The sequence below is a fragment of the Niallia circulans genome, from assembly GCF_007273535.1.
Lineage (GTDB): Bacteria > Bacillota > Bacilli > Bacillales > Cytobacillaceae > Niallia > Niallia circulans_B.
The window spans coordinates 1,315,552-1,328,946 of record NZ_RIBP01000004.1 but is presented as its reverse complement, the minus strand read 5'-3'; the positions used below and the strand labels follow the sequence as shown (position 1 = coordinate 1,328,946).

At 39.4% G+C, this 13,395-nt stretch carries 12 protein-coding genes; 3 read left to right on the top strand and 9 right to left on the bottom strand.

Annotation, left to right across the window (positions count from 1 at the left end):
- Nucleotides 1–882 (bottom strand): GNAT family N-acetyltransferase, encoded by an 882-nt coding sequence (locus tag CEQ21_RS14550; protein ID WP_185765140.1) that lies wholly within the window; start codon nt 880–882, stop codon nt 1–3.
- Complete coding sequence (locus CEQ21_RS14545; RefSeq protein ID WP_185765139.1) at nt 860–1,705, bottom strand: tyrosine-protein phosphatase; 846 nt, start codon at nt 1,703–1,705, stop codon at nt 860–862. The genes CEQ21_RS14550 and CEQ21_RS14545 overlap by 23 nt, the downstream gene beginning before the upstream one ends.
- A gap of 407 nt (nt 1,706–2,112) precedes the next feature.
- Between CEQ21_RS14545 and CEQ21_RS14540 the strand changes: the two genes are divergently transcribed.
- A complete protein-coding gene (locus CEQ21_RS14540; RefSeq protein WP_185765138.1) occupies nt 2,113–3,060 on the top strand; it encodes an exonuclease domain-containing protein in 948 nt (315 codons plus the stop codon).
- 778 nt (nt 3,061–3,838) lie between these two features.
- On the opposite strand, the gene CEQ21_RS14535 is transcribed toward CEQ21_RS14540, so the two are convergent.
- The 4 genes from CEQ21_RS14535 to CEQ21_RS14520 all read right to left on the bottom strand — a co-directional run bounded on the left by CEQ21_RS14535 (nt 3,839) and on the right by CEQ21_RS14520 (nt 7,255).
- Nucleotides 3,839–5,167 carry a 6-phospho-beta-glucosidase gene (locus CEQ21_RS14535; RefSeq protein ID WP_144454190.1) on the bottom strand — a complete coding sequence of 443 codons (1,329 nt, stop codon included), beginning with the start codon at nt 5,165–5,167 and terminating at the stop codon, nt 3,839–3,841.
- Nucleotides 5,164–5,493 (bottom strand): PTS lactose/cellobiose transporter subunit IIA, encoded by a 330-nt coding sequence (locus CEQ21_RS14530; protein WP_127739042.1) that lies wholly within the window; start codon nt 5,491–5,493, stop codon nt 5,164–5,166. The genes CEQ21_RS14535 and CEQ21_RS14530 overlap by 4 nt, the downstream gene beginning before the upstream one ends.
- Before the next feature lie 107 nt (nt 5,494–5,600).
- Complete coding sequence (gene celB, locus CEQ21_RS14525; RefSeq protein WP_185765137.1) at nt 5,601–6,929, bottom strand: PTS cellobiose transporter subunit IIC; 1,329 nt, start codon at nt 6,927–6,929, stop codon at nt 5,601–5,603.
- Between the two features lie 20 nt (nt 6,930–6,949).
- Nucleotides 6,950–7,255 carry a PTS sugar transporter subunit IIB gene (locus CEQ21_RS14520; protein ID WP_185765136.1) on the bottom strand — a complete coding sequence of 102 codons (306 nt, stop codon included), beginning with the start codon at nt 7,253–7,255 and terminating at the stop codon, nt 6,950–6,952.
- Nucleotides 7,256–7,611: 356 nt separating this feature from the next.
- On the opposite strand from CEQ21_RS14520, the gene CEQ21_RS14515 reads away from it, so the two are divergent.
- Entirely contained in the window at nt 7,612–7,803 is a 192-nt protein-coding gene (locus tag CEQ21_RS14515; RefSeq protein WP_185765135.1) for an aspartyl-phosphate phosphatase Spo0E family protein, read from the top strand.
- Between the two features lie 169 nt (nt 7,804–7,972).
- Here CEQ21_RS14515 and CEQ21_RS14510 read toward each other — a convergent pair whose 3' ends face one another.
- The 3 genes from CEQ21_RS14510 to CEQ21_RS14500 form a co-directional block, all read right to left on the bottom strand.
- Nucleotides 7,973–9,001, bottom strand: coding sequence for a homoserine dehydrogenase (locus CEQ21_RS14510; RefSeq protein WP_185765134.1), 1,029 nt, complete (start codon nt 8,999–9,001; stop codon nt 7,973–7,975).
- Nucleotides 9,002–9,139: 138 nt separating this feature from the next.
- A complete protein-coding gene (locus CEQ21_RS14505; RefSeq protein WP_185765133.1) occupies nt 9,140–10,555 on the bottom strand; it encodes a SpoVR family protein in 1,416 nt (471 codons plus the stop codon).
- A gap of 174 nt (nt 10,556–10,729) precedes the next feature.
- Nucleotides 10,730–12,733, bottom strand: a complete 2,004-nt coding sequence (locus CEQ21_RS14500; protein WP_185765132.1) for a penicillin-binding transpeptidase domain-containing protein — start codon at nt 12,731–12,733, stop codon at nt 10,730–10,732.
- A gap of 248 nt (nt 12,734–12,981) precedes the next feature.
- On the opposite strand from CEQ21_RS14500, the gene CEQ21_RS14495 reads away from it, so the two are divergent.
- Nucleotides 12,982–13,371 carry a thiol-disulfide oxidoreductase DCC family protein gene (locus CEQ21_RS14495; protein ID WP_185765131.1) on the top strand — a complete coding sequence of 130 codons (390 nt, stop codon included), beginning with the start codon at nt 12,982–12,984 and terminating at the stop codon, nt 13,369–13,371.
- Nucleotides 13,372–13,395: the final 24 nt, after the last annotated feature.

Below are 13,395 nucleotides of genomic sequence, written 5' to 3'. Positions count from 1 at the left end.
TTATGCTTTCGCCATAACAGGATGCTTAACACCTTCTGGGTAGATACCTTCCCCAGTCACTTTCACAAAAAGTACATCCTCCGTTTCAACAGCCTTCCTGCTTAATAAGCCACTTAAATTCTCTGGAGTAAAATGAAGGATAACCTCTGTCGTTCCCAAAGCAGTTATTTTCACAAGGAGCTCTTCCATATCCACAGCATAGCTTGCAATTACATCATACAGATGAAGCTTGTTTCCATCCTTCTCACAGATGATAATCACTTTCTCCTCTTCTAAAAGGTATATCTGGTCATGAAATACATTTAAACAATAAAAAAGCAAAATCCCACTCGTTTGCTCTGTTGAAAAGACTTGTGACAAGGATTTACGCTTTATTGCAAAATCCCGAATAAATTGTAGATCTTCCAAGCCTTTGCCATCCAGCTTTCGCATCTCGACAGGCAACGCGCATGCATTATCAATTTCAATAAAGTACTCTGCCTCCTCTACTCTATTGAATCCAAACTTAGGATAAAACTCCAACACCTCATGATTGGCAAAAAGATAAAACAGGTCTACTTCGTTCTCGAATTCAGCAAGTACCTTTTCCAAAAGAAAGCGTGAAAGCCCTCTGTCTCTATAGTCTGGATGTGTCATGACCGTACCGATTTGCACAGCCTTTTTTAGCTGTCCTGCCACAATTAAATCAACGAGATTAACTGATACATTCGCAACGACCTTTCCATTATCGCAAAAGGAATAGGGAATATAACGTTCATTCCAAAAGCCTTTTACATACCAGTCTTCAAAGCTTATTCCAAAAATATTAACCGCAAGTTCTGAAAAGCTTTTCCGCAAACTGTCATTCTGTTTATAATCTTTAACGAAGAACAATTCTTGCATAAGGCTCCTCCTTAATTATCTTATCATCACTCACTAACAGCAGCGCTCTCATGCTTTTAAGCGTTTGTGTGGAGATGCCGCATGCTGTCTGCAGATAATTTTCTATTGTCCCATATTCTTGAATAATTGCTTCATATACAGGCTGTAAATATTCACGCCGCACCTCAAGAACTGGTCTGAGGCGTGCAGATGACACTCTAAAAAGGCTGATCCACCGTAATACATTCTCCAGTTTTTTCATCTTTGGACCAATCAGGTTATTGGAATGGAGATAATCAGCCATTACCTCTTCATAATTTATGCCAATTGCCAGCTGCAGTATTGCTGACATAAAGCCAGTACGGTCCTTTCCGCCAGTGCAATGAATTAATATCGGATAGTTTTCACGATGTGCTAACAGCTCAATCATTTGCTTGAGCTCCTGATTACATTGAAAGGCCATATATTTATACATGTCATGCATAATATCCTCAAAGTTAATTTCCTTTGTTCCCATAACGAGAAATCTAAAAAACTCTTTGCGGGTAAACTCCCTGCTTTTGTCGTTCATGGAAAGTGCGATCACTTTTATTCCATGCTTTTCATTAAGCCTGCTTACCTTCGACTTCCGCTCTGCATCCGTTCTGAAGTCACAGATGGTTTTTATTCCTAAACGCTTTATTTTGTTTATATCTTCCTTCGACAGCTTAGATAATTCCTCAGACCGAAAAACGAGACCAAACCCCATCCTTTCACCGTCATAACCGCTTCGCCCGCCAACATCCCGAAAGTTGGCAAGCCAGTCGAACTTTAGCTCCAAACCATTATTCTGTAAATGCTTCATCCTGCCTCTCTCCTCCAAATAATCCATATACCACCGCTGCATCCATCACTAGGTAACAGTAAAATCCAGTTGAAATAACCTTTTCCTATTTATTAAAATTGTCATCCTTGATTCTCCTTTTAGAGGTAAATTTCACCCTTTAAATTAAGGGGTTGTACAAAGCATATCCATTATATGACTGAATGTACAGAAAAAGTAATAACTCCACCTGGAAGCGCCACCATGCAATCATATATTATTATTCAAGAATAATAATATATGATTGCAAATTGGAAATTCATATAAGTAGTTCTCTTTTATGAAGATATATTGCATGTTGGAATTATTTGCACCAGTTCAGGAATATCAATCTATCAAACATACGTGGTATATTATTATAAAGAGAAGTTTTTGTGAGGAGTGATACGATGGATTTTATTGCAATAGATTTTGAGATTGCGAATGAAGAAATGGACAGTGCCTGCTCGATCGGACTTGCTTATGTTGAAAACAATCAGGTGGTAAAGACAGATTATTATCTTATTAAGCCGCCTGTGTTAAGATTTAACGAAAGATTTGTCGCTGTTCACGGGATAACAGCAGCTGATGTACAGGAGGAACCAACCTTTGATCAAGTTTGGGAAAAGCTGAAGGACAAGTTGGAAAATCAGCTCCTGATTGCACATAATGCACAATTTGATATGAGTGTCTTGCATAGCTGTTTGATGAAATACGGTCTTCCAATACCAACGCTTCGTTATGCTGACAGCATTTCAATAAGCACGGCAGCCTGTAGAGGGGAAGGGATACGACAATCCTTAAAGGCTCGCACTGCTAGATTTGGTGTTAAATTGGAGGATCACCACCATGCTGGAGCAGATGCGATAGCTTGTGCTGAATTAGTTATCGCAAGTATTAAGGCGATGGACGAAGCTTGTCTTGCGGATTATTTTAAGACAAATAAGCGCATTGCTGTTAAGCCATTTACAGAATTAAAGCCGCAGATTTCCTTCAGCAAAAAAAGACCAGCACCAAAACCAACGAAAAAGTTCAATTCTGTGTCAATTTCTGAAATTGCCGCAACTACCGAAACCTTTGATGAGTCACATGCATTGTTTGGCAAAAATGTTGTTTTCACAGGAGATTTAGCAACATTGGACAGAAAAGAAGCGATGCAAAAGGTAGTGGATGCAGGCGGTCTTGTCAAAAGCGGTGTTAGCGGGAAAACGAACTATCTTGTCGTTGGTGTTCAAGACAAACAGCTTGTCGGTGCCACAGGCATCAGCACAAAGGAAAAGAAAGCTTACGAGCTAAAAGAAAAGGGCCAGGATATTGAGGTTGTTAACGAAGAACAGTTTCTGCGTTTGCTACAATAACAACTGATGCTTACGAGGTCAACACAAATATGTAACTCTAATTCAAGAGGCTGGGACATAAGTATGTGAATCAGCGCAAAGACCGAACTACTTAATCAGATTAAGTAGTTCGGTCTTTTTATTTTTAGTTTTAATACAATAATTAGAAATCTTAGTGGAATGGAGCGGAGGCCACTCGACTACTAAGGGAAATAGAGGAAAGGATAAGACCCCGCAGGCGAGGACGCGCGTGCAATGAAACGAACTAATTTTAACTCCCTATTCTATTTAGACACAACCTTCATTTTTTAAATTTAGTTATAATTTTATTATTCGCGTATTGAAAGGTTATCTTTTGTTTTATCCCAGCCACTTTTTTATGTTATTGATCTAAAGGCAATAATTAAAAACTTAGTGAAATGGAGCGAAGCATACTCGACCTTTCTATTTTTATCATCTAGTAAACTTTTTTCTATTTATATGTATAACAGTTTGCTAGTTTGGAAAGAATGGTATTACAAAGGAGGAATTGACGATGAATAAGATGACGAAATTAGATGTAAAGGATTTTATCATTAATGAAAAGTTTGAGCTTCACTCCTACTTAGCTTATTTATTTACACAAAAAGACAATACAGAGGAAGCCGCTGTTTAATTGCTATTATATATTTTTTATCGCAAAGGCAAGGGAAGGAAATTTCCTTTGCCTTCTTTGTTGCCTTAGCCTGGCTAACAAGTTCTATTACTATCTCAATCTAGGACAACAAAAAAAGGACGGTTTCCCGTCCTTTTCGTAATATTATGCTTCAACCTTGTTGAAGAACTGTGGTAAATGCTCTTTATGTGCTTCAAGCATTTCGTCAACAATTTCCTTCGCAACCGTATCTGATGGAGATAGCGGGTTGATTGTAAGAGCCAGGATTGCTTTGTCATAGTCACCTGTTACTGCTGCTTCTGCTGCAACTCTTTCAAAGGATTTAATTTGTTGTACAAGTCCTCTTACCGCTACTGGAAGCTCACCCATTACGATTGGTTTTGGACCATCCTTTGTAATGATGCTGGAAACTTCAACTGCAGAGTCATTCGGAATGCCAGCGATAGCTCCGTTATTGATTGTATTAACAGGCTGAATATCGCGTTTGTCATTGTATATAGAATTGATCAAACGTACTGCCGCATCAGAATAGTATGCTCCTCCGCGTTTTTCCAATTGTGGTGGCTTAATAGCAAGGTTTGGATCTTTGTAAAGCTCAAACAATTCTTTTTCAAGTGCTTGCACGACTTCTGCACGAGTTCCTTCACTTTTCGAGTTCTTTTGATCTTTAGCAATCATTTCACTCGTTTTATAGTAGTACATATGGTAAGGACATGTAAGCACATTTAATGCTTTAATGAATTCTGGCTCCCAGCCAAGACCTTCGATATTTTTAACAAATGAACTGTTATTTGGATCTGTTAGAAGGTTGATTACTTTATCCTTCACGCTTTCTCCATCGACATACACATCTAAGCCGTATACCATATGGTTTAATCCAGCGAAGTCAATGCGGACTCTTGAATGATCAACATCTAGAAGCTTCGCGATACCCATTTCCATACCGATTGGAACATTGCACAGACCGACTACTTTTTTGATGTTTGAATAGCGCAGAACTGCTTCTGTTACCATACCAGCTGGGTTTGTGAAGTTAATCAGCCAAGCGTTCGGGCATAGCTCCTCGATATCCTTACAAATATCTAAAATAACAGGAATTGTTCGCAAGCCTTTGAACAATCCGCCAGGTCCGTTTGTTTCTTGGCCAAGCACGCCATATTTTAACGGAATTCTTTCATCTTTCGCACGAGCATCAAGTAGGCCGACACGGAATTGTGTTGTAACAAAGTCTGCATCCTTAAGTGCTTCTCTGCGGTCAAGTGTCAAATGCACCTCAATTGGCAAGCCTGCTTTTTCAATCATACGTTTTGCCAGGTTACCAACGATTTCAAGCTTTTCCTTACCTGCTTCAATATCAACAAGCCATAGTTCTCTGATAGGTAATTCCTCGTAACGTTTAATGAAACCTTCTACTAGTTCTGGTGTATAGCTTGATCCTCCGCCAATAGTGGCAATTTTAATTCCGTTTGTCATTTTTGGACACCTCCAGGAGTTTTAACAAGTTCATATAAATCAATAATTTCTTGTGCTAAATCTTTAAGCGTTATTGCGTTCATTAAGTGATCCTGTGCATGCACCATTAACAGGGATACCTCAATTTTGTTTCCTCTTACTTCATTTTGAATAAGGGATGTTTGGATATGATGGGCATCATTAAGTGCTTCTGCAGCTTCTTCCATCTTTTGTTTAGCAAGCTCGAAGTTTCCTTCTTTAGCAGCAGCAATTGCTTCCATTGCGCAGCTTTTTCCGTTTCCCCCGTGGAGGATAATCTGGAATACTGTTTCTTCCATATTAGCCATTGTATAATCAACCCTTCTATTTTAGAATGTAAAAATTATTAAGTATGGTGTGCGAGTATTTTTGAAGCGTTTCCAAAAATACTCGCACATTAATTCGCAACTAATTATTAGCTTACTTTTGTGAATTCTGTACCTTTTTCTTCTGCTAGTTTTTGCTTATCCCAAGTTCTGAAGAATGGGAAGTAAAGTACAAACGCAATTCCGATGTTAACAAGCTGCATAATTGCACCGGATAGCTTTCCGCCTGTTGCCAAGTATCCACCGATTAGCGGCGGCGTTGTCCAAGGGATTGCGATTCCTGCTGGTTTTGCCACAAAGCCAAGTTTCATTGCATAATATGTCACTGTGATTGTTATAATTGGTGTTAAGAAGAACGGGATGATCAATAATGGGTTCATTACGACTGGTGTACCGAAAATAACTGGTTCGTTAATCATAAATGCTCCCGGTCCGATTGATAATCGACCCAAATCCTTCATTTGTCTGCTTCGTGCAAACAGTACCATCATAAGAACGAATGCGAATGTTGCTCCAGATCCACCGATATTGATGAATACTTCAAAGAATTGTGCTGTGAAAATCTCTGGAAGCTCTTTTCCTGCTTGGAAAGCAGCTTTGTTAGCATCTGTGTTTGACAGCCAGATTGGGTTCATAACCCCACCAACGATGTTTGTACCGTGAAGACCTGCAGACCATAACAGCATTACCAATCCATATGCGATGATAGAACCGATAAGTGATCCACCTAATAAGCCAAGCGGTTTGCCAAGTAATAGTGTTACAATATCATGTATACTGTTGATACCGAAATATTCTACAACTAAACGAATTACCCAAATGATAGCGATTACAATAAAGCCCGGAATTAAAGCGACAAATGATTTACTTACTGCTGGCGGAACTCCGTCAGGCATTTTAATTACCATGTTTTTGTTGATGATAAAGCGGTAAACCTCTGTTGAGAACAATGCGATTAAGATTGCTACGAACAATCCTTTACTTCCCATCATTGCTACTGGGATAGCGCCTGTTACTGCTACTGATTCTGTTGCACCTTCTGCTAAGAAGGGAACATTAAATGGTGTTGCTAAAAGGAAAGCACATAGTGAGATAACCCCTGCTGTTATAGCGTCTAGTGAATATCTTTCAGCTAGTCTGTAAGCAATACCGAATGCTGCAATCAGACCCATCATATTGAATGTAGCGTCAACTGGATAAGAGATTTTTGTTAGCCAAGCATCTCCGAATACTCTTGCCATAAAGTCTGCATAGCCCGGAATTGGCAGATAACCTAGAATTAAGAATACTGAACCGATGATGATCATCGGCATTGCCAAGATGATACCGTCTTTTAATGCGCCTAAGTGCCTTTGAGCAGCCAATTTGGCTGCAAAAGGCATAAATTTTTCTTCTAAGAAGGCTAAGAACTTATTCATATTTATCACCTTATCCTATTTTAGTTGTTAACTAGGTTAATAGCTGATTTCAATACTTCTGCACCGTTGCAAGTTCCATAATGCATCATGTTGATAGAATCTACTGGAATTCCTTTTTCTGCACCAAGTTTTTTCATTTGTGGAAGCAAATAGCGAACTTGTGGTCCAAGCAATAATACATCTGCGTTATCGATGTGGCTTTTTACTGCATCTGCACTTTCAGCCCAGATTTTGCATTCAATTCCTTGTTCCTTTGCAGCAGTTTCCATTTTTGTTACTAATAGACTCGTAGACATTCCTGCAGCACAGCATAATAAGATATTCATAATATAATTCCTCCTAGAAATTAAAATTGTATGATGAAAAAAGTTTTTAGAATGCTTAGCGCATACACTATATTAAGTCATTTATGTTTTGTATTTCTTGTCGTATATGCTTTTGCATTCCGTTTGTTGCTGTATTACCTTATGTCCTTATCTTAATGTAAAAGCGCTTACATGAACACATAATGTTTTTCCTTTGCCCAACGGAAATGATTGTGCCTCCTTAAAATTAAAGCATGTTTTCCTCCCATCTTTAATAATTGTTTTCAATTTATGTAAATTTCCTTATAAAAACACTTAATTTTTCCAAATTATTTTGTTAGAATAAGTACAAAGATTGATACCTAGGAGTAATCATTATGATAGCGAAAAAAGATAATAAGGAGAGTATGAGCGAGCTGCTGCAAGATATTGAATCTTTAAAGCTAGAACTGATTAAAGCAGGAAGCGATAGAGGTCTTAATGATCCTGGTACACTTCAAATCAGTGAACAGCTTGATACTTACATTGTCAGATATCAGAGATTGGCTGCCCAAAAATCCGCCCTGTAAGTTTGCAATGCCGAAAATATATAAGCATCACGTATCTGATTGAAACTTTTCCGGCATGCATTCGCCTGCAATGTTAGCGGAAAGTAATCATATGCCTCCTTGTAGCTTTTACGTTATCTCGATAATAAAACCGGCCTCCTATTTGGGGGCCGGTTTTGATGTAAACTTATTAACGGTACAAATTCAGCATATCCTTAATCGCTGCAGCTGCAGCTCCTCTTGGGTGAGATGCCCCGCCTATACAGCAAATTGTCCCCATTTCCTCTGTATGAAACAAAATTCCTTTGTTTGTTCCTTTCACATTAATCAGTGGATTATCTGCTGTAATAATTTCAGGTTTTACTTGAAGTGTCACTGTGCCGTTAATAGATCTTGCACTTGCCACAAGCTTAATGTCATTCCCGTTAATTTTTGCAAATTGCATATCTGCCTTCGAGACCTTTTCAATGCCTTCAATACTTATATCGTTCAAGGTCCATGTTTTATGGAACAGGCCGTTTGCCAGTAACAGGATTTTGCAGGCACTATCATATCCTTGTACATCCAGTGCTGGGTTGGCTTCTGCAATTCCTCGTTCTTGGGCAAGCTTAAGTGCTTCATCAAAGGAGAGATTATCCTCCGACATACTTGTCAAAATGAAGTTGGAGGTTCCGTTCAATATGCCTTCAATTCCAGTTATACGGCTGCCTGCCAAACTATATTCACCAATATCAAGTGTTGGAAGTGCTGCTGCCGTCGCTCCGCTGTATTTAATGCGGCAGCCGTTGCTATCAGCCAGCTTCTTAAGCTCTGGCAGTGCCTGTACAAGCGCTCCTTTACTGACAGAAATAATATCCATGTTCTCTGTGATGGCAGCTTTCATATAGGACAATGCCGGTTCACCTGTTTCTAAGTTGGTTGGAGAGCATTCGATTAGCACATCTCCCTTTAACTCTGGTGCTTGAATGGAGATTTGCTTTTGCTGTGCATATTGCTGCAGAGCCAGTGACCCTTTGCCGAAGGAAAGCAATGTTACTAAATCTATGCCATTTTCTTCATAAATCATGCCCTTTGAGCCTATTATCCCAACTATCTGTCCATAAAAACTGTATGACTCCAGATATTGCTCCTGCTGTTCCATTATCATTTTCACAAACTCTTTTGCTACAGTTCCGTAGCCTGTAATCATAATTTTCCGTTTTGTATATGTCTCACCCATTTGCAAATCTCCCTCACTCCATACATGCATTTGTTACTTAATTCTTGATGAAACAGCATTTTTCCTTCCTTTTGTCTGTAGATGATTTTCACATAAAAAAAGAAGCTCGCGCTTGCGAACCTCACCTCTTACTTTTTTTCACAAATATTTACGATGCAATGCTTTGCCGTCATACGTATACAGGATGTTCTTATCTTCAACTACTGTTTCCATATGAACATTTCTGCCCCAAAGCTGGTGAACATACGGAAGTACTTTCTCTAAATACTTCAAATCAAGTTCAATGCCTTCAAAGCCATGCTTTAAGTACAGCTCGCCGTTTTTTAAATAGTCGCCGTCGTTAACAGTAATATATGGGAAGCCTCCGTTAACCCTCATGCTGACAAGCTGATCCCTTACCTGCTCCCAGCCTTTATCGACAACTTTATATTCTCTGCCTTGCTTTTGGAATAAGTACATATCTTCTCTTGTTACTAAATCCTTCGTCAAATAGTTCCTTAAAAAGGAGATATCTGATTCGATTTCTCTGACCTCAAACATTTTCTCTCTGCCAGAGTTTGGCTTAATGCCGCGTTTTTTCATCTCATCTGTCGGATTATTATAACGGTCCTCGATGTCTTCAAATATCTTCAGACCAAGATAATAAGGGTTGATGCCTGTTTTGGATGGCTGTACAACACCTGCGTTCAGCTTGGCAAATTCAATTGCCTCAGAACTCGTCAAATCAAGCTCCCTGACTATTCGCTGATGCCAATAGGATGCCCAGCCCTCGTTCATGATTTTTGTTTCAAGCTGCGGCCAGAAGTACAGCATTTCTTCTCTCATCATTGTTAAGATATCACGCTGCCATTCTTTCAGCTCTCTGCTGAAGCTCTCAATAAACAGCAACAGGTCCTTTTCCGGCTGCGGCGGGAATTTTTTTATGACTTTCTTTTTTTCCTGCTTCGGTTTATTGCGGGAATCTAAGCCCCATAAATCATCATACGGTGTTCCGATGGTTTCTTCCACTTCCTCATATTCCACATCATCCATCGTCCAAGCAAGCTTTGGTCTCATTAAGCTCGGGTCAATGTGCTCGTCAATGGCAAGAACCGCATCTAGAAATGTTTCCACTTCATGCTTGCCATATAAAATCTCATATTGACGGATACGGTCGGCAGTGGCCGCCATACTTTCTACCATTTCTCTTTTTGTATTTTGGAAGCGGACGTTATTTTTGAAAAAATCACAATGGGCCAATACATGGGCAACAATCAGCTTATTGTTGATAAGTGAATTGCTGTCGAGCAAAAAAGCATAGCAAGGATTTGAATTGATGACAAGCTCATATATTTTAGACAAGCCTAAATCATAATGCAGCTTCATCTTATGAAATTGCTTGCCAAAGCTCCAATGGGAATAACGTGTAGGCATGCCGTAGGCGCCGAATGTGTAAATGATATCTGCAGGACAAATTTCATACCTCATCGGGTAGAAGTCCAATCCAAAGCCAGTAGCGATTTCTGTGATTTCTTCGATGGCGTATTGAAGTTCTTTCTGCTCTACTTCATTCATTCCGTTCTCTCCCTTCACCGTCTTAAATTAATGTATGAGCGAAATGACGGAATGATGATTTTTTTACCGCTTTAAAATAGTGGAAAAAATTTCATAAGGAAAAACAATACCATTATTTTTTGCTGTTCTAGTTAAAAAAGCCTGTAAAGGAGTGAATCCCTTACAGGCTTTTGACTAGTCTTCGAGAATATTTTTTACTTTTTTCACGACATGGCTTGAGCCACCCTTGTCTTGCACACCTTCAATCATCATGGCAATAAGGATATCTTTATCCTTCTTATCATATGTTACATACCAGCCGTTTTCTGTACCTTTTTCACCTTGCTTTGCCTTCAGCTCTGCTGTGCCTGTTTTTCCAGCAAATGTCATGCCGCTAATTTTGCCGGCACGAGCTGTTCCGCTTGGATTGTCAATGACCTGCTGCAAATCATCGGAAATGGTATTAGCAGTACTGCTGCTCATAACTCCCTCTTTCCAAACAGTCCCCTTCTTGTCATCTTGGAGAAGAACAGGTTTAATCAGATTGCCGTCGTTAACAAATGGTGTATACGCTGTCGCAAGCTGAATAACACTTGTTTGAACTTGACCTTGGCCATAGCCTGAATCAGCTAAGAGAATATCACTGTCAAGCTTGCCAATTGTTGCTTTCGTGATAGGGTAAGCAAAATCGAAATCCTCTTCAAAACCGAATTTCTTCAGCTCTGTTGTATATTTATCCTTGCCCAAATCTAATGCTGTCTGCGCAAAGTAAATGTTATCACTGTAAAGCAGGGCATCTGCCAGATTAACTGGTGCACTGCTAGTATGCACTCTAGTTACATAATAATTGCCCCAAGATTTATCCTTTTGCCATTGCTTTGTCGTAATCTTCCGCTGTTGCTCTGGTGTGATAACACCTTCTGTCAATGCTGCCGCTGCGACAATCGGCTTCAGCACAGAGCCTGGAGCATAAGTATTCTTAAAGCGATTTGTGAAGGGCTCCAGTTTATTGTTGTTATAGTCCTCTTGCTCTGATGTCGTTAAACCTGCGACAACCTTGTTTGGATCATAGGACGGGCTGCTGACAAGAGCCATCGTTTCACCAGTTGTCGGATTTATGGCAGCTGCTGATCCTGCCTCTCCATCCATTTCATCATATATTTTCTTTTGAAGATCTCCATCAATTGTCAGCATGATGTTTTCTCCATTTTTAACTTCTTTATCTGCCAAGGTTACTGTCGTGCCATCTGATTTCTTAATAGCTATCGTCGCACCATTTGTGCCTCTTAGTTTTTCTTCATAGACTTGCTCCAAGCCTCTTTTTCCGATAACGTCAGAGCCAGTATATCCTTTGCCCTTTTGCTTTTCCAGCTCTTCAGCCGTAATGTTGCCAATATAACCAATTAAGTGGGCCGCTGCCTCACCATAAGGATAAATCCTTCCAGCAACATCCTGTTTCTGTACACCTGGAAGAGCAAACAGCTTTTCAAGATATGCTTGATCGCCTGTCGCTAATTTCTTAATTGGCACAAACAGGTTAGGTTGTACCCAATCTGCACTTAACGCCTTTTCTATAGTCTCTTTTTTAATATCAAGCAACTTCGCTAAATTCTCAACTTCTGTTGTTTCATTCTCCATTTGCTCTGGTACAAGGCCGATTTGATAAATGATGCCATTCATCGCCAATGGATTTTCATGAACATCCATAATAGCCCCGCGCTCTGCAGGAACCGTCTCTAAAGATACTTTGTCATCTGCGCCTAAATCGGCAAAGATATACGTTGTATCCCAATGAATATACCAGTTGTCTTCCTTGTCTCGTTCCTCTTTGACAAGCTTCGCATCTTTGTCAAAGTTAATCTCGCCTGCGACGCTGTTCATCTTTGCAGTGAACGGAATTTCTGCAGTCTCTTTTTTCTTATTGTCATCCTTTTGGTCGTCTGACAGCTTTTTATAGGAAACATCTAAGTCTGAAATCTCCAAATCACTGTATAGTTTCTCATAGCGGGATACATACTCTTCCTTAGAAACTGACTTCTTCGCATCGGAAGACAGGTAGTTATACATCTCATCAAACTTCTGATCATTCCAAAGCTTTATGTATTGGGAAAGCCTCTCATCTGGGGTAGGCTCATCATTATTACATCCAGCCAATATCGCAATTAGAATCATCGGCAATAGCCAAAATAGTTTCTTCATTCTCCTTTTCCCCTCCTAACATTAGCGTACCATTTTTTACACTTAAATTAAAAGAATATTACAACAGTCCACAAAAAATTAACAGTTTACCACGATGTTTTGTGAACTGACACTTGCTATGCTTCAATAATATTATAAGACAATCTGTCATTTTCTTGTAATATTTAGCCCTTATATTAGGAAAAGAAATGAAATCTTATAAAGCACATGTTAGAGTAATATAAAAAGCTAGAAACGCAGGTGGTAAAGTGAAAGCAGTCATATTATTTGATGGTGTCTGCAATCTTTGCAATGGCGCTGTCCAATTTATTATAAAAAGGGATCCTGAAGCTTATTTTTCCTTTGCTCCGCTGCAGGAGGAAAAGGGTCAGCAGCTTCTCCGTCCATTCAATCAGGAATTATCGATGAATAGTGTTATTCTTATTGAAAATGGCAGACTTTATGAAAAGTCAGCTGCCGCTCTGCAAATCTGTCGCCATTTACGTGGAGCCTGGAAGCTTCTTTATGTCTTTAAAATCATCCCTGCATTTCTAAGAGATCCGCTCTATAATTATGTCGCTAAAAATAGATATAAATGGTTTGGCAAAAGGGAGCATTGTATGCTGCCGACGAAGGATACGAGAAAGCGGTTTTTGTAAAATAGTACAGGTTTTTAATCAATG